Genomic DNA, 18180 nt, shown 5'->3' on the forward strand with positions numbered 1-18180 from the left:
TTTTTAAGGAGGTGACTCAATTGCCAAACATTAAATCCAGTATTAGAAGCGTAAAAACGGATGCTGAACGTCGTGCGAAAAACGCCGCTGTGAAATCTCAAATCCGTACAGCAGCTCGTAAAACCGTTGAAGCTGTTCAAGCAGGCGCAGTAGAAGAAGCAAAACAAGCACTTGTTCAAGCTACTAGCGTAATTGATAAAGCAGCCTCCAAAGGTGTACTTCATAAAAACACTGCAGCTCGCAAAAAATCCAACCTTGCAGCTAAAGTAAACGCTTTATAATTTTATAGAGCCAAAGCCCATCATCGATGGGCTTTTTTTATACCACAAAATATATAAATTTATTATAAGTAGGACGCCGAAAGGCGTCCTTTTCCCTACGGTCGGGATTGGCGAACGCTTAATCATACGTTTCATTGAATAGAAATATTAGTGCAGTGATAAAATTGATTTTTAGTGCTAAATGCTGTAATCATAAAATATATGCATAACATTTTAAATACCTAATGGGAGTGGACTGAGGGCAGCTCCAAAACCGACTTTGGCCCTGCGAAGGCCGTAGGCCGTAGTCAGACCCGGCCGGTGGAGGTTTTGGGGCTGCCCTCAGTCCTATTCTGCAAAACTTAGAAAGATGAATGCATATATTTTTGATAGAAGCAAAGGTAGTAAAAATCAATTTTATTACGCCTCAATATGTTATAATGAAACATATGATTAAGCGAGGTGTACCTATGAAAAAATTAATGATTATAGATGGCAGCAGCCTATTATTTCGTGCCTTTTTTGCGCTTCCTCCGTTGAAGTCTGCTCTTGGCACGCCAACCAATGCAGTATATGGTTTTTTGACAATGCTCATTAAATTATATGAGGAGATTAAACCTGATTATATTGCGGTAGCCTTTGATAAAGGTCGTCAAACGTTCCGTACGGAAATGTATAGTGAATATAAAGGTAATCGCCCTGATGCACCAGAGGATTTACGTCCTCAATTTAGTTTGATTCAAGATGTGTTGAAGGCTCTTGGCATTTGTGTTATTGAAGAGGAAGGTTATGAGGGGGACGATATTCTTGGTTCCTTGTCGAAGAAATTTGGTTCCTCCGATTTAGCGGTAAAAATCATCACCGGTGACCGCGATAATTTACAGCTTGTTACCGATTACAGTCATGTATTCTTAACGAAAAAAGGTATTTCAGACATGCTGGAGGTTACCTTGGATAATATGTCTGAATTATATGGCTATGGCCCAGATAAAGTTATCGAAATGAAGGCGCTTATGGGTGATTCTTCCGATAATATTCCTGGTGTTCCAGGGGTTGGTGAAAAAACAGCTCTTAAATTGATTAATGAATATGGTGATTTAGAGTCTGTATATGAGAATATCGATAATATTTCGGGCAAGAAATTAAAAGAACGTCTTGTTGAAAATAAAGAGTTAGCCTTCTTATCTCGTCAATTGGCTACCATCAAGACTGACATGGACTTGCCCTATACACTTGATCAATTTGTACAGAATTTCCACCTTGGCGAAGTGAAACCTATGTTTGAAACATTAGGTTTTACAAAATTGACACCTCGTTTGGCTAGTGTGATGGGAGCAGAAGGTGACGACGCAGAGGATTTTGGTGGACTCTTTAGTATGGCCGAAGAGATTAAAATCGATGATCTGTTAGATGCATCTGCTCTTACTGAGGACTTTTACAAAAATAAAACCATTGGTGTTCATATTATTACGGATGGCAAAGCGCCGTTCCGTACGATTACGGCTGCTTTCATTAATAATGGTGAAAGCATTATCAAGCTAGATGGTTCTCATAATGACGAATTATTGAATGCATTGAATGGTGCAAAGACGGTTGTGACAACACAAAGCAAGGAATTGATGGAGGTTCTTTGCCACGATGAACCGGCTCAAATCCGTTTGTATGAAAATGGCGTGGCCCGTATTCACGATGTATCCTTGATGGCTTATTTGTTGGACCCAACGCGTACCAATTATGGATATCTCTATTTAACAGAGCGTTTTAGTGTGCCATCCATTGCTACAGGTAGTGTAGATGTAGAGTGCGTCTCTATGGTGAAAGCATTGCTTGCTATGGACGATGCCGCTGTTAAGGCATTGCAAGACGAATCTTTATGGGATTTATACACCAATATTGAATTGCCATTGATTCATACATTATTAGTTATGGAGAAAAATGGTATTTATATTGACCCTGTAAAATTAGAAGAAACAACTGTTAAATTCAAGGCGGAACTCGAAGCTGTTCAGGAAGAAATTTATGAATTAGCAGGGGAAACGTTTAATATTAATTCTCCAAAACAATTGGGCATTATCTTGTTTGAAAAGATGAATCTACCTGTCATTAAAAAGACGAAAACAGGTTACTCCACAGATGCAGAAGTTTTGGATATGCTTCGTCATGAAAGTCCTATTGTAGAGAAGATTTTAGCCTATCGTTCTGTAGCTAAATTAGTTTCTACCTATTGTGAAGGCTTATCGGTCCTTATTAATCCTGAAACACATCGCATTCATACCACATTCAACCAAATGGTAACAGCTACTGGACGCTTGAGCTCTTCAGATCCGAACTTACAAAATATTCCTGTTCGTACAGAAAAGGGTCGTGAAATTCGCGCATTGTTCTATCCTGGCGAAGGCTTTGATACATTGGTGAGTGCCGATTATTCACAAATCGAGCTCCGTATTTTGGCGCACTTGTCTGGTGATGAAGCGTTAATTAAGGCTTTCAACGATGGTAAAGATATTCATAGATTTACTGCTGCTGAAGTGCTTGGTAAGTCCCAGGATGAGGTAACTAGCGAAGAACGGTCTCACGCAAAGGCTGTCAACTTTGGCATTATCTATGGTATTTCAGATTTTGGTTTGTCTCGTGATTTAGGCATTACGCGTCAAGAAGCAAAAAACTATATTGAGCTTTATTTTAGCCGCTATCCAAAGGTTAAAGAATATATGGATAACATGGTAAAAGAAGCCCATGAAACGGGTAAGGTGCGTACGATGTTTGGTCGCATGCGCGAATTGCCAGATATCAATAGTCGCAATTTCAACCGTCGTTCGTTCGCAGAGCGTACGGCAATGAATACACCGATACAAGGTACTGCTGCTGATATTATTAAGCTCGCTATGAATAAGGTAGAATCCATTTTAGAAGAGAAGACGTTTAAATCTCGCTTATTATTACAGGTGCATGATGAACTTGTATTAGAAGTGGTAAATGAAGAATTGGATGCTATTCAAACGTTGCTTAAGGAAACTATGGAATCCATTGTAGCATTACATGTTCCACTTATCGTTGATGTACATAATGCGGAAAACTGGGCACTTGTAAAATAAATTTTACATATAACGTTCGAGTAGAAGGATAGCTGCAGGAGGCACATATGTTAAAAATAGGTTTAACAGGTGGAATTGCATCTGGCAAGAGTACAGTACTAGACTTTTTTAAAAAGAAGAATGTACCTTATATTGATGCCGATGTAGTAGCACGTGAAGTTGTTGATCTTGGTACGCCTGGACTTGCTGCTATCCGTGAATTATTTGGTGATACAGTGATTCTCGATGATGGCAGATTAAATCGTGAAGCACTTGGTAGTATCGTCTTTCATAATGAAGAAAAACGCCTACAGTTAAATAGCTGCTTACATGGTTTCATTCGTCAGCGTATTGATGAACTGAGTGCTATGTACGAAGAGGAAGAAGCTCCAGCCGTAATTTATGATATTCCTCTTCTCATTGAGGGTAAGTGGTATGAGCGACTCGATACGGTTTGGCTAGTGTATGTATCGCCAGAGGTGCAGGTTCGCCGGTTAATGGAGCGCAATGGATACTCAAAAAAGGACGCATTAGCGCGTATTCAAAGTCAAATGTTATTAGATGATAAACGCTCCTTTGCAGATGTCATCATTAATAATGATGGTACACCTGATGAATTATATATTCAGTTAGAAAAATTGTGGCGTGAAAAACTATTGACGTTGTATAATAAATAATCATCAATTGAATTTATGATAGAATCAATATAATCGATATATACATGTTATCAGTAAGGGGAGGATGTATGAAACGAAATACAGCAACAGCATTGGCTGTTGTCGTGTTAGGATGGTTTTATTTTAACCATATGCAAGATCCTGTGGCACGCTATACAGCATACCCCTTTGATTATAGAGATGTAGTTGTATCGGCTGCGGAAAAGGAAGAGGTATCACCGGCCTTGGTGGCCAGTGTCATTTTGGCTGAAAGTAAATATAAAAATACTGCTGAATCCGAAACAGGCGCTCTAGGATTGATGCAACTCATGCCGGATACAGCTCGTTGGGTGGCCCAGCAAATGGGGCATGGTAACTACACGGATCGCCAACTAAAAGAGCCAGAAACGAATATCCAATTAGGCACTTGGTATTTGGGGTATTTATTAAAAGAATTTAATGGCGATGAGGTACAAGCTCTGGCTGCCTATAACGCAGGGCGTGGACATGTTGAGTCATGGGTTAAGGAAAAGAATTGGAATGGTATGATTGATACGATTCCGTTTCCTGAAACACGTATGTATGTGAAGACGGTATTAATGTATCAAGAAAGATATGAGGCATTATATGGAAAATATCATTGAAACCTGTAAGTCTTTAGACTATTCTTGGTTACCCTTGGAGATTGGTAATTTTAAACTCGTTGTAACAGGACCTGATGAAATTGCTAAAGCTCAAGAGGCTATGTCCGCTGGAAAGATTGTATTAACATTGCCTCTATTTCATTATGAAAATGATTTAGGGTGGAAGTGGTGTGCTCTTTACGATAAAGAAGTAGAGGATTATACAGTGCATGTAGTAATGCCATTGTTTTCCTTTGTGGATATATCCTTTGTACGTCAAGAATTTGAGTCTTATTGGGCCGGATTACAAAAACGTTGCGTTCAAGGTCTTACGAAACTACTGATTAATAGTGCTGAAAATTTTACCTATACGTATATGCGTAAAGGATTGCAAAATTGGGACTATGAATCTGTGATGCCTACTGAATTAGAAGGTTTTATGCTAGATATTACACCTAAAAATGCGGTACGCATGATTAATGGTTCCTATATCATAGGTGAATATCGAAAGATGGATGAATGTACTGGTTTATTACTCTTTTATAATGAATACCGTGACGAGTTTTTTGCCGAGTTACGCTATCAAAATCATCCGGAAATCGACCATCATTTAGATGCGAAAACATTAGGTCAATTAGAAAATGCACTATCTGAATATTTAACTAATATACTTTGTGAATTAAATTCCCGTAGTTAAATTGTACATTTGCATAGAAATATGCTATAATAAACGTGACTTTTATATAAACTTTTTTAAGAGTGGGCTATTGTTGCTCACTCTTTCGTTTATGATTAGGCGAAATTAGTCATATTATTTTGCCAAATCTACAATGGAACGGTATGAATAATAGATAAGTAGTATGTTAGAAGGAGGCGATGGCTATGAAAAGAGAGGCCGTAGAGGAATTCGTATCCTCTGTAGTAGAAGGCATTATAGCCGGCACAAATCTGGAATTAGTCGATGTCGACTATGTTCGAGAACGGGATTGGTATTTACGCGTATATCTCGACAAGCCAGGTGGTGTTGATTTGGATGACTGTCAAATGGTCAGTGAAAAATTGAGTGCTATCCTCGATGAGAAAGACCCTATTGCAGAAAATTATTTGCTTGAAGTGTCTTCTCCTGGTCTTGATCGAGTTCTAAAAAAGGATAAAGATTTCATTCGCTATAATGGCCGTGATGTAGATATCCAATTGTTTAAACCTATTAATGGCAGTAAACAATATACGGGTGTACTACAAGGCTTTACAGATACAACGATAGAATTTTCAATCAATGGTGAAAGCGTAACATTTGAACGTTCTGCCATTGCACAAATTCGATTACATCTTGATTTTTAATATATGGAGGCATACGAGTGAGTCAAGAATTAATTCAAGCAGTTATGGTGCTGACAAAACAAAAAGGTTTTGCACCTGAGGTTATTTTTGAATCCCTAGAAGCTGCATTATTACAAGCATATCGTAAGGAACCACATTCTAATCCAGATGCGTATGTGGAATTGAATCGTGAAACTGGTGCTTATAAGGTAATGGCGAAGAAACAAGTTGTAGAAACTGTAGAATTCCCAGAAACCGAAATCAGCCTATTAGATGCTCGTAAAATCGATAAACGCTATGAAATTGGCGATATTGTTGAAGCAGATGTAACACCTGCTAATTTTGGTCGTAGTGCAGCTCATACAGCTAAACAAATGTTAATTCAACGTTTGAAAGAAGCTGAACGCAGTGTTGTATACGAAGAATATTATAGCCGTGAAGGCGATATCATTACGGGTGTAATTACACGCGTTGAAGGTAAAAACGTATATATCAATCTTGGTAAAACAGAAGCTATCTTACCTCCAACTGAGCAAATTGCTACAGAAACATATCATGAAGGGGACCGCATTAAATGCTATATCGTAGAGGTTAAGAAAACTACGAAAGGTCCTCAAATTATGATTTCCCGTACTCATCCAGGCCTATTAAAACGCTTGTTTGAATTAGAAGTGCCAGAAATCTATGAAGGTGTAGTAGAGCTTAAATCTGTAGCTCGTGAACCTGGTATGCGTTCTAAAATCGCCGTATATAGCCGCGATGAATCCATCGATCCAGTTGGTGCTTGCGTAGGTCCTAAAGGTCAACGCGTTCAACACATTGTAGATGAATTGCACGATGAAAAAATCGACATTGTAAAATGGGATGAAGATCCTGCTATTTACATTGCTAATTCCTTGAGTCCTGCAAAAGTTATTTCCGTAGATGTAAGCGAAGAAGAAAAAGCTTCTTACGTTGTAGTACCAGATTATCAATTGTCCTTGGCTATTGGTAAAGCAGGTCAAAATGCTCGGTTAGCAGCTAAATTGACAAACTGGAAAATCGACATTAAGAGTGAAACACAAGCTGCAGAGAATCCTTTCACAGGTTTTACTAGTACAGAAGCAGCGGAAAGCGAAGACTAATGAAAACCAAATCTCAACCTATGCGTACCTGTGTAGGCTGTGGTGAACCAAAGAGTAAACGTGAGTTGATGCGTGTTGCTCTAAGTCCAGAAGGGTCAATCAGTATCGACAGAACTGGTAAAGCGCCTGGACGTGGTGCTTATATTTGTGCATCTATGGACTGTTTTGAAGCTGCGTATAAAGGTAAAAAATTAGAACGCTCTTTAAAACATACCGTATCAAAGGATGTATATGAGGCATTAAAACACGATTTGGAAAGAAATGAATAATTTCAGCATATGAATGAAGATAAAGTTTTAAATCTCTTAGGCTTAGCACAGCGAGCTGGAAAATTGAGCTCCGGAGATTTCATCGTAGAAAAAGCGATGAAGAAGAAAACACCAAAGCTAGTTTTATTAGCTGGTGATTGTGCAGCCAATAATGAAAAGAAATACATACAATTAGCAGAAGCTTATCATATCCCATTGCGTAAGGTCGGCAGTAAAGAGACATTAGGTACGGCTATTGGAAAAGAAGTACGTGTGGTGGTGGCCGTAGAGGATGATGGATTTGCGAAAGCGTTACTAAAAGAGATTGATCAGTAAGAAGGGGGTATGTAGATGTCCAAAAAACGCGTACATGAAATCGCTAAGGAATTTGGCGTTGAAAGTAAACAGGTTATTTCTATTTTGCAACAACATAATTTTAATGTTACAAAAGCTGTTAATACGGTAGATGATGCAGGCTATAGTGTGGTGAAGAGCCAATTAGGAGGTAAGTCTAATAGGGCTGATAGAAAAGCGGCAGCTGCACCAGCTAATCCACGCAAACATGAAAAAGCAGTTGCACCTGTTAAATCTGTAAAAACAGATAAACCGGCAAAAGAACATAGCCATAAAAAAGAGGCTAAACATGATGATAAAAAGCATGAAGACAAGAAACCTCATGTTCGTCATGTACAAATTAACGAGCCTACTAAAAAACAAAATAATGGTCCTAAACAAGATGGCCGTAACCATCAAAAACAAGACCGTCCAAATGGTCAACAACAAGGCCATAAAAATGATGCTCAACAAGGTCAAAAAAATGACAAACGCCAAGGTAATAATGGTAATGCAGAAGGTCGCAATAACAACCGTAATGGTCGTGTAGACAATCGAAACAATAATGATGGCAACCAACAAAATGGCAATGACCGTCGTAACAAGAAAAATAAAAAAGGCAACAATCGCCCACAATCCTTATTATCTACTTCCATGCAAAAGAAGAAAAATAAGGTAAAACACCGCAACGAGCAATACTTGCAACATAAAGCGGAAGAAGAACGTAAAGCACAAGAAGCAATCGCTACTGAAATCGAATTAAGCGGTCCTTTAACAGTAAAAGAATTAGCTGAAAAAATGGGCCGTGAAGTATCTGAAATCATCAAAAAATTGATGCTTTTAGGTGTTATGGCAAGCATCAACCAAGAGGTTGACGTTGATACAGCTACCATCGTAGCAGAGGAATTTGGTGTAACTGTAACTGAAGTAGAACCGGAAGAAGATCCTACTGATATCATTGAAATTGAAGATGCACCAGAAACATTAAAACCTCGTCCACCAGTTGTAACTATCATGGGTCACGTTGACCATGGTAAAACATCCTTATTGGACGTAATTCGCCAAACTAATGTAACAGCTGGCGAGGCAGGTGGTATTACTCAACATATCGGTGCGTACCAAGTTCGTTACAACGATAATAAAATTACATTCCTTGATACTCCTGGCCATGAAGCTTTCACAGCTATGCGTCTACGCGGTGCGAAATCCACTGATATCGCTGTTCTTGTAGTTGCTGCCGACGACGGTGTAATGCCACAAACTATTGAAGCGATTAACCATGCTAAATCTGCAGATGTACCAATTATTGTTGCTATCAATAAAATGGATAAACCAGGTGCTAACCCAGACCACGTTAAACAACAATTGTCTGAACATGGTTTATTGCCAGAAGAATGGGGCGGCGATGTCATCATGGTTCCTGTATCTGCTAAACAAAAACAAGGTATTGACGACTTACTCGAAAATATCTTGCTCGTAGCAGAGGTTATGGAATTGAAAGCTAATCCTAACCGTAAAGCTTATGGCGTAGTTATCGAGGCTCAACTTGATAAAGGTCGCGGTGCTGTATGTACCGTATTAGTACAAAAAGGTTCCCTTCGTGTAGGTGACACTGTACTTGCTGGTACTGCGTATGGTAAAGTACGTGCCATGACAAATGAACGCGGCGAAAAGGTAAAAGTAGCTCGTCCTTCTATGCCAGTAGAAATCTTGGGCTTCTCAGAAGTTCCTCAAGCTGGTGAAATTATCAACGGCATGGATGATAATGAAGCACGTGCAATCGCAGAAAAACGTATTGCAAAACAACGTGTTCAAGAATTACAAGCTACTCACAAGGTTACATTAGATGATATCTTCAACCAAATTCAACAAGGTGAGTTAAAAGATCTTAATATCATCATCAAAGCTGACGTTCAAGGTTCCGTAGAAGCATTGCGTCAATCCTTAGAAGGTATTAAGAACCCTGAAGTACGTATCGTTATCGTTCATGCTGCAGTAGGTGCTATTAACGAATCCGATATTATGTTGGCTTCCGCATCTAATGCTATCGTAATGGGCTTCAATGTACGTCCTGATGCTAATGTACGTCGCGCTGCGGAAAATGAAAAGGTTGACCTTCGTACGTATCGCGTAATCTATGATGCTATCAACGACGTTGAGTCTGCGATGCGTGGTATGTTGGCGCCTCAATTTAAAGAGGTTGTCGTTGGTCGTGCAGAGGTGCGTCAAGTTATCTCTACACCTAAGGCTATCGTTGCTGGTTCTTATGTAACTGAAGGTCGTATTACTAATGACTCCGAAGTTCGTTTGATCCGTGATGGTATTGTAGTATTTGAAGGTAAAGTTGACTCCTTACGTCGTTTCAAAGACGAAGTGAAAGAGGTTAAAACATCCTTCGAATGTGGTATCTCCTTAGAAGGTTACCGCGATATCAAGGAAGGCGACATAATCGAAGCATACTTGATGGAAGAAATTGCACCTCAAATGTAGGAGGTTACTATGAGTGATGTTCGCGTAAGAAAATTACAAGAATTCATCAAACAAGAAGTAAGTCAAATGTTGATGCGTGGGTTGAAAGACCCTCGCATCGGCTTTACTACCGTTACCGATGTTCATGTAACAGGTGATTTACGTGAAGCTACGATTTATGTTTCCTTGTTTGGTTCCGATAAAGAGAAAGAAGATACACTTATCGCATTAAAACATGCAGCTGGTCATGTGCGTACCGAGCTTGGCAAGGTATTGAAATTACGCCATATTCCAACGATTACCTTTGATAAAGATACATCCTTGGATTACAGCATGCATATCGAATCCCTTTTGAACGAAATCAAAAAGGATGAAGAAACAAATTAACAAAAAGGATACAGACTATGAGTAAGATTACAATTAATCAATTACACATGGCTCTGTATGAAGCTAATTCTATAATGCTCACTGTCCACGTGCGACCAGATGGAGATGCTATTGGCTCTATGGTGGCCTTCTATGAGGCGCTTATAGCACAAGGCAAAACGGTACATATGGTTGTGGATGATGTAATACCTGAAAGATATTCTTTTTTATCCTATATTGATCAGATTAAGGATGTAGCATATTACGAGGCTAACCCTGTATCTGTGGATATGCTCATGGTATTAGATGCTAGCACGTATGAACGGATTGGCCGCGTAGGTGCACTCTTTAGTGCACCTATTTTTAATATAGACCATCATATTTCTAATTCTGAATTTGCTGATCATCTATATTTAAAACCTGAATTTGCGGCTACTGGTGAAATCATTACGGATTTATGTGAACAATGGAATTGGCCTATTACAGAGTCTATGGCTAATGCCCTTTACATGGCGATTGCTACCGACTGTGGTTTCTTTAAATTCAGTAATACCACTGCTAATACACTTAAAATGGCAAGTCTCTGTGTTGCTGCTGGTGCAAGACCTAATGTTATTTCTGAAACGATTGAAGCCGTCAGTGCAGCACGCCTTGAATTGACGAAACAGATTATGCAAACCATTGCATTTTATAAAGATAATCGCGTTGCAACCATCGAAATATCTCCAGCGGTTATGGCTATTCTAGGTGATGATACGGATGGTTTTGTAGACATCATTCGCAATGTAGATACCGTAGATGTTGCTATTTTGTTGAAAGGTGAAAGTCCAAATCGCACTCGAATTAGCTTGCGCTCTAAAGGTACTGATGTGAATGCCATTGCCAACCATTTTGGTGGCGGCGGTCATATACGTGCCGCAGGATGTACCATAGATGCCTCCATTGATGAGGCTAAATCTCGTCTATTGGAGGTTATTAAATAATGGATGGCGTATTTCCGTTTTTGAAACCTCCTGGCATTACAAGTCATGATGCTGTCGGTATATGTCGTCGTATTTTAAAAGAAAAACGTATAGGTCATAGTGGTACATTAGATCCTATGGCTTATGGTGTATTACCCATCTTTTTAGGAAAGGCCACACGTCTTATTGAATACACAGATGGTTTTGATAAGACCTATGTAGCAGAATGTAAGTTTGGCACTTTTACAGATACAGAAGATAGTACAGGACAAGCGGTATTACCGGATGACAATATGGATCTCGTAGAAGGGATTACCATATTAGATGATTCTACAGAGATTAATGAATCCTTAAGGCCTCCAACTTGGAATGAGTTAACTGCGTTGTTAGCTTCATTTGTAGGCACACAAGAGCAACGTCCATCTAAATATTCGGCCATTAAAATCAATGGAGTTCGCGCCTATGAATATGCTCGTAAGGGTATTCCAGTGGAATTGCCGCTGCGAACTATTATAATTTCTAATATTGAGCTTGTAGCCTATGGTTTTCCGTATTTCACAATTCGCGTTACTTGTTCTAGTGGTACCTATATTCGTTCGCTGTTACGAGATATATGTATTCGATTAGGTATTCCTGGGACTATGACATCCTTAGCAAGAACTGCTGTTGGCCCATTTGATATTCAGTCGTCCTATATAGCAGAGGAATTAACTCTTCACGGTGAAAAAATTGTGTTCCCTACAGATCATGCGGTATCGCATCTTTCAAAAGTGGACGTAGATAGTGTACAATTAAAGATGATGGTACAAGGTAAAGAATTACCAATCGTAGAGGCCTTTTCTCATACGGTCCCATCTGAAAAGTATAGAGCCTATGGGCCTAATGGTTTTGTAGGCATTCTCAAAAGAACTAAGAATTCACTTAAGGTGGATAAAAATATTTTTATTGAAGGTTAAGTATGAAACATTTACACTCGTTTGATGAATTACGTCAAATTAATCGTAAAATTGTATACGCATTAGGCACATTTGATGGTGTACACCGTGGTCATCAACGGGTCATTGGCAATGCTATAGCAGAGGCCAAAGCACATGATGCCGTTACGGTACTCGTTACATTTAGCGCTCATCCTATGACGATATTACGCCCTGGAGATGTTCCAAAGCGCGTTTTATCTGCTGATATTATGGATGAGATTCTCGAATCTCTACAGGTAGATTATATATTAAGACTTCCTATGAATTTAGACATATTTAATATGTCTCCTGATGATTTTTTATCTGCATTATGTCGTGATATTGATGTGGTAGGTATTGCAATTGGCACTAATTTTACATTTGGTGCCAAAGGTGCTGGTAATCCACAGTTAATGCGAGATAAATTGACAGATAAAGGTATTCACATCATAGTAGAACCATTATTATCTACTGAGGAAGGTCCTATCTGTAGTACCAATATTCGTAAGGCTATTGAAGAAGGCCGCATGGAGCAAGCACATGCTTGGCTTGGTCGCCCTTATCAGTTTAGAGGTATCGTTATAAAAGGGGATCAACGAGGGCGTACATTGGGATTTCCAACGATTAACTTTTTATTGCCTAATGAGATGGCTATACCGCCTGATGGGGTATATGCTAATCGAGTTTGCATAGATGGTATTTGGTATGATGGTGTTGGTAATGTGGGGGACAATCCAACTTTCACCAATCAATATCATCGATGTGAAGTACATGTATTTGATTTCGACCAAGATGTATATGGTAAGGAAGTAACAGTACAGTTTATATCCTATATACGAGGTGAGATTAAATTTAATGCCTTGCAGGAATTGATTGATCAAATGAAGATTGACGAGGAAACGGCTATTCAGATTTTACGTAATAACTCATAAGGGGGAGCTATGGATATTAAAGAAGCACGCAAACAAATTGATGGTATTGATGCACAGTTAGTAGAGTTATTTGAACAACGCTTATCTATTATTAAATTTATCGGTAAATTTAAGGATGAACATCATTTACCTCTTATTGACGAAGATCGGGATCAAGAGATTATTTCTAGCCTAAAAACTAATAGTAAAGATCCACGTATGTTGACATATATCGAATCTTATATGAAGGATGTTATTTCTATTAGCAATGAGTTCTTAAAAGAACATATGCATAAGCATATATTCCTTATCGGTATGCCTGGTGCAGGTAAAACTACGGTTGGTAAGGTCCTTGCGAAAGAATTAGGCCGTGATTTCTATGATCTTGACCAAACTATTCAAGATAAAGTGGGGAAATCTGTACAGAATATTTTTATCTATGATGGTAAAGATGCATTTAGCGAATACGAGTATGAAACCATCAAAGAATTAATTTATAATAAACCGTCTGTCATAGCTACTGGCGGTGGTACAGTTACGTCCGAAAAAATCGTAAACCTTATGAGAAATAATGGTCTTGTTGTATTTGTAAATCGCGATGTTAATCATATTCTCGATGATTTAGATTTAGAAATTCGACCACTTGTGAAAGAAAGCATTGAGTATATTTTCAATGTTTATGAGGAACGTTATCCTCTATATGAACAAGTAGCCCATATTAAAATCGGTAATGAAGGCAGTATTACTGATGCTGTTCAAGAAATTATCGAAGCATTACCTAATACGGAGAAATAATGGACGCATTACGAGGATTTGTATACCGAATTATATATCAGAATACGCAGAATACGTATTGTGTATTCCTTGTAAAGGATTATAATGAGGAATACATAACTTGTACTGGACGCTTTGAAGCCCCTAATGAGGGGGAAGATGTTGAATTGAAGGGTCGTTATGTAGAACACCAAAAATATGGTTTTCAATTTGATGCATCTAGCATTGAGAAATTGAAGCCCGATAATATGGGCTCTGCTAGGCTGTACTTGATGAACTTAGGCATAAAAGGCTTAGGTGAAAAGTCGATAGATAAAATATGTGACTACTTTGGTATTCGTCTCTTAGATGTATTACGCGAGGAACGACCTGAGGAAATCAAGGATGTACCGGGTTTGCGAAAAGGTGTGAAAGAGGAATTATACAACACCTTATTGGGGGAAGGTATATTATCTGATTTAAATCACTTTTTTGAGTCTCATCAAATTTCATCTAAATGGTCTCGTACTGTTTATACCTATTATGGAGCATCCTCTATAGATGTTATACGTGATAATCCGTATAATTTGTTGCGTATTGCACCGGATATGTTGTTTAATACAGCCGATACATTGGCTGTGAATTTAGGTATAGAAGCCGATGATGAACGGCGATTAGAAGCAGGTGTTAACTGGATTTTAGGAAATTTAGATAATCAAGGTCACACCTGCTTGCCTGTAGATGAATTAATTGGTCGCACCTATGATTTATTGCAGGTTGATGCTGACTTAATAGCTAATCATATTGATTCCCTTATTAGTCAAGGTATCGTTTATAGTACTTATTATGATGATATATTGTATGTGTATCCTCCTGAAATGTATGTTTCAGAGGTGGAGGGCGTTCATTATACGCGTGATTTCTTAATTGAAGCAGATCCTATATCGCTAGATATACCTAGTTTTATTGAGCGATTTGAAGCAGAGAATCATATAACCTTTGGTCCAGAGCAAAAGGAAGCTATTGAACTATCTTTTTTTGAAAAGTTTTCATTAATTACAGGTGGTCCTGGTACTGGTAAAACTACGATTATTAAGGCCTTGGTAAAGGGCTTTCAATTAGGTGGATTAGGGCGTATCATTCTTTGTGCACCTACTGGTCGTGCGGCAAAGCGTTTGACAGAGGCTACTGAGTTTGAAGCTACAACTATACATCGATTGCTTATGCCTGTAGCTGGTAGTGATTCCTATGACTTTACAAAAAATGAAGATGATCCACTCGATATTGATGTTATCATCATCGATGAAGCATCGATGCTCAATGTGCGATTGTTTTATTCTTTGATGTCTGCAATCCCTCGGGAGGCACATGTTATCATCGTTGGTGACGTTGATCAACTGCCACCAATTGGTGCTGGTTTCGTATTAAAAGACCTACTTGATAGCGATATGGTTCCTTATACACGGTTGCAACATATCTATCGTCAAAGTTCGGGTAATAGTATAGTTGATAGTGCATATGCTATCAATCGTGGCGAAATGCCTAGTCTAGATATAACCAGTGATGAGTTTACTTTCATACCTGTTAATTCCTTAGGGGATATGATGAAGGCCATCATTGATGTATATAAACGAGAAAAAGAATATGTCGATGATGAATTAGATATTCAAATTATTTCACCTATGCGTCGTGGTAAGGCGGGTAGTACTACTATATCTCAATATGTACAACAATCGGTTAACCCTCCCGATAGTTATAAAGGGGAGGTTCGTGTTAATGGCATTACCTTCCGTGTTGGTGACAAGGTTATACAAATCCTTAACAATTATGAATTAGAAGTATTTAATGGCGAGATTGGCGTTATATATGCTATTACTAAGTCAGATATTTGTATCCGCTTTATACACAAAGAGGTGCGCCTATCCATCGATGAAGCACATATGATTATGCCTGCCTATGCTATAACTGTTCATAAGAGCCAAGGTAGTGAATATGGCGTTGTTATTATTCCGTTTGTACCTATGTATGGTGGTATGCTACAACGCAATTTGCTGTATACAGCTGTTACAAGAGCTAAGCGTAAGGTCATTATGATTGGCACGAAAAGCTCTGTAGAAAGAGCTGTAAAAACCGTTAATGGTGAAGAACGATACACTTTATTTAAAGAACGTTTACAAGGAAGATGTGATGGATAATGAATCTATTTGATTTTTTATTTCCGCCTGTTTGTCCTCATTGTGGTGCTCATGTAAAACAACAAGGGGATTGGTGTGATTCTTGTATTGAAGCAGTTCTTAATATTAGACAAGTACCTTCTAAGTTATTATCCTCACTAGATTCAGTTTGGATTTTGGCTGATTATATAGGCGGTATCAAGTCTATGATATATGATGTTAAATTTAACGAAAAAAAGGAGCAGTCCAAGGGGGCTGCTCCTTTTTTAGCATCGTACAACTTGAGGATGCACGCATATAAACCGCATTATGTTATTCCCATACCTTCTAGTTCTGAAAAGAAAAAGAGTAGGGGGTATAATCAGGTAGATCTATTTTTCTATAATTGGGTATTATCATTTACAAATCATGAGCATGATACATTTAAAGATAAACAGAACAGTAATAGGCCAATTTTAGAGGATTGCGAGGATAAATATTTCCAATGGTTTGATTGTTTATATAAATTAGATACTCATAAGGAAATGTGGTCATTATCAGGCAGTGAGCGGAGAAACACAATAGAGGATGCTTTTTTGTGGAATAATAATTTTGATTCATCATTGATAAGGGATAAAAGAATTCTACTTGTTGATGATATCTATACAACGGGAGCTACGTTGGAGTCAGCGGCACGTGTATTAAGGAGGTATAGTCCTCAAACAATAGAAGCCCTCACTATTGCTAGTGGGAGCTTTTAAAAAATAAAGGCGATAACAGAATTGGAATCTGTTATCGCCTTATGGATGTAAGGTTTAGCCTAATACATCAATAAATGCTTTAACTACATCTGGATCAAAGAGAGAACCTGATGCACTAAATAATTCTTCCTTTGCTTTGGCCTTTGTTTTTGCCCAAAATTCAGTGGATGGATTAACAGTAGAATCATAATAATCAGCTACTGCAATGATACGAGCCCCTAAAGGAATATTAGGACCGCGTAAATGTTTTGGATATCCAGAGCCATCCCATTTCTCATGATGATAGCGTATATAAGATAAAATTTGTTGGCAACATGGATAGTTTTCAATCATATTAGCACCGCTAGCAGCATGTTGTTTGTATTTAGACATTTCCTGTTTGTTTAAATAAGGTGCTTTTTGAATCATCGCATTAGGAATCATTAAAAGACCTACGTCATGCAATAGTGCAGCATGACGGATTTGTTCGATCTCATTTAGTGGAAGACCCATTTTAGCAGCAATACTAACTGCATAATTGGATACTTGTACAGAATGTGTATATAAGTGATAGCTCTTCATTTGTATCATTTGTAATAGTTGAGCACTAATTGCCTCTAAACTATCTTTCTCCAATTCATACAGTCCTGAAGGCTGCATCAATGATAACATAAACATAATAAACCCCTCTAACATACATGGATGTAAAATCCAAACCCCCATGGAAGTTACATCGTACAACTTGTAATCCGTTCTTCTTTAACAGTATTCGTATTATACACTAAATAATATATTTTGTGTATCGGTATAATGTTTGCTTTTTGAATAGGTATTCATATTTGGCATAGTAAAAATAGTTGACAAAAAAAGAATGCCTTAATAATGGGATGTAAAAAATGAGTTTTAAGAATTATAATAAAAAAATGAAGAATTATTTTATATACCTATTCCTATTTTCTATACATTAAAATTAGGACTTGCTTTTTCTATTCTCATAACAATGATATTAGAGAATACGTATGTTTGTTTGTGTTGGTTGCAATTAAATTATATAATTTTCAAAGGTCTGACCAAGTAAAGTCATAATTCTTTGAAGGTATATATTATACAAATAAACACATAGAATAGAAGATATATTATATAGATATAGACATAGATATAATTTATAATCTATAATATGAAAATACGGGTCTGTGGTTGCAAGTCGAGGCCAGTCGCAGGCGAAACGATCC

General features: G+C 38.0%; 18 protein-coding genes. 17 read left to right on the forward strand and 1 reads right to left on the reverse strand.

The window, feature by feature from the left end:
* The first annotated feature begins 20 nt into the window (after positions 1–20).
* The 17 genes from rpsT (at position 21) to VTHSUH11_RS06920 (ending at position 16969) form a co-directional block, all read left to right on the forward strand.
* Positions 21–281 (forward strand): 30S ribosomal protein S20, encoded by a 261-nt coding sequence (rpsT, locus tag VTHSUH11_RS06840; RefSeq protein WP_005378787.1) that lies wholly within the window; start codon positions 21–23, stop codon positions 279–281.
* A 449-nt stretch (positions 282–730) separates the two neighbouring features.
* The gene (gene polA / locus VTHSUH11_RS06845) at positions 731–3355 is read left to right on the forward strand and encodes a DNA polymerase I (protein WP_105093358.1); all 2625 of its coding nucleotides are present in this window, start codon (positions 731–733) and stop codon (positions 3353–3355) included.
* Positions 3356–3402: 47 nt separating this feature from the next.
* Positions 3403–4011, forward strand: coding sequence for a dephospho-CoA kinase (gene coaE, locus VTHSUH11_RS06850; protein WP_105093117.1), 609 nt, complete (start codon positions 3403–3405; stop codon positions 4009–4011).
* Positions 4012–4079: 68 nt separating this feature from the next.
* The gene (locus VTHSUH11_RS06855; protein ID WP_105093118.1) at positions 4080–4634 is read left to right on the forward strand and encodes a lytic transglycosylase domain-containing protein; all 555 of its coding nucleotides are present in this window, start codon (positions 4080–4082) and stop codon (positions 4632–4634) included.
* The gene (locus VTHSUH11_RS06860) at positions 4618–5310 is read left to right on the forward strand and encodes a hypothetical protein (protein ID WP_105093119.1); all 693 of its coding nucleotides are present in this window, start codon (positions 4618–4620) and stop codon (positions 5308–5310) included. Before VTHSUH11_RS06855 ends, VTHSUH11_RS06860 begins: the two co-directional genes overlap by 17 nt.
* Positions 5311–5495: 185 nt before the next feature.
* On the forward strand, positions 5496–5954 hold the full coding sequence (locus VTHSUH11_RS06865; protein WP_105093120.1) for a ribosome maturation factor RimP: 459 nt from the start codon (positions 5496–5498) through the stop codon (positions 5952–5954).
* A gap of 17 nt (positions 5955–5971) precedes the next feature.
* Positions 5972–7057, forward strand: a complete 1086-nt coding sequence (gene nusA, locus VTHSUH11_RS06870) for a transcription termination factor NusA (RefSeq protein ID WP_105093121.1) — start codon at positions 5972–5974, stop codon at positions 7055–7057.
* The gene (gene rnpM / locus VTHSUH11_RS06875) at positions 7057–7326 is read left to right on the forward strand and encodes an RNase P modulator RnpM (RefSeq protein ID WP_105093122.1); all 270 of its coding nucleotides are present in this window, start codon (positions 7057–7059) and stop codon (positions 7324–7326) included. The genes nusA and rnpM overlap by 1 nt, the downstream gene beginning before the upstream one ends.
* 9 nt (positions 7327–7335) lie before the next feature.
* Entirely contained in the window at positions 7336–7641 is a 306-nt protein-coding gene (locus VTHSUH11_RS06880; protein ID WP_105093123.1) for a L7Ae/L30e/S12e/Gadd45 family ribosomal protein, read from the forward strand.
* Positions 7642–7656: 15 nt separating this feature from the next.
* Positions 7657–10128 carry a translation initiation factor IF-2 gene (gene infB / locus VTHSUH11_RS06885; protein WP_105093124.1) on the forward strand — a complete coding sequence of 824 codons (2472 nt, stop codon included), beginning with the start codon at positions 7657–7659 and terminating at the stop codon, positions 10126–10128.
* A gap of 9 nt (positions 10129–10137) precedes the next feature.
* Positions 10138–10494: a 30S ribosome-binding factor RbfA gene (rbfA, locus tag VTHSUH11_RS06890; protein WP_059362105.1), complete on the forward strand. Its 357-nt coding sequence runs from the start codon at positions 10138–10140 to the stop codon at positions 10492–10494.
* Positions 10495–10511: 17 nt separating this feature from the next.
* The gene (locus tag VTHSUH11_RS06895; protein ID WP_105093125.1) at positions 10512–11456 is read left to right on the forward strand and encodes a DHH family phosphoesterase; all 945 of its coding nucleotides are present in this window, start codon (positions 10512–10514) and stop codon (positions 11454–11456) included.
* Positions 11456–12391: a tRNA pseudouridine synthase B gene (locus tag VTHSUH11_RS06900; protein WP_059362110.1), complete on the forward strand. Its 936-nt coding sequence runs from the start codon at positions 11456–11458 to the stop codon at positions 12389–12391. The genes VTHSUH11_RS06895 and VTHSUH11_RS06900 overlap by 1 nt, the downstream gene beginning before the upstream one ends.
* A 2-nt stretch (positions 12392–12393) precedes the next feature.
* Positions 12394–13323, forward strand: a complete 930-nt coding sequence (locus tag VTHSUH11_RS06905; RefSeq protein WP_105093126.1) for a bifunctional riboflavin kinase/FAD synthetase — start codon at positions 12394–12396, stop codon at positions 13321–13323.
* Positions 13324–13332: 9 nt separating this feature from the next.
* Entirely contained in the window at positions 13333–14097 is a 765-nt protein-coding gene (locus VTHSUH11_RS06910) for a shikimate kinase (RefSeq protein ID WP_059362114.1), read from the forward strand.
* Positions 14097–16250: an SF1B family DNA helicase RecD2 gene (recD2, locus tag VTHSUH11_RS06915; RefSeq protein WP_105093127.1), complete on the forward strand. Its 2154-nt coding sequence runs from the start codon at positions 14097–14099 to the stop codon at positions 16248–16250. The genes VTHSUH11_RS06910 and recD2 overlap by 1 nt, the downstream gene beginning before the upstream one ends.
* Complete coding sequence (locus VTHSUH11_RS06920) at positions 16250–16969, forward strand: ComF family protein (protein WP_105093128.1); 720 nt, start codon at positions 16250–16252, stop codon at positions 16967–16969. Before recD2 ends, VTHSUH11_RS06920 begins: the two co-directional genes overlap by 1 nt.
* Positions 16970–17023: 54 nt before the next feature.
* Here the strand turns inward: VTHSUH11_RS06920 and VTHSUH11_RS06925 are convergent, their stop codons facing one another.
* The gene (locus tag VTHSUH11_RS06925) at positions 17024–17626 is read right to left on the reverse strand and encodes an HD-GYP domain-containing protein (RefSeq protein WP_059362122.1); all 603 of its coding nucleotides are present in this window, start codon (positions 17624–17626) and stop codon (positions 17024–17026) included.
* Between the last annotated feature and the right edge of the window lie 554 nt (positions 17627–18180).

The sequence above is a fragment of the Veillonella tobetsuensis genome (genome assembly GCF_002959935.1).
GTDB classification, from domain to species: domain Bacteria; phylum Bacillota; class Negativicutes; order Veillonellales; family Veillonellaceae; genus Veillonella; species Veillonella tobetsuensis.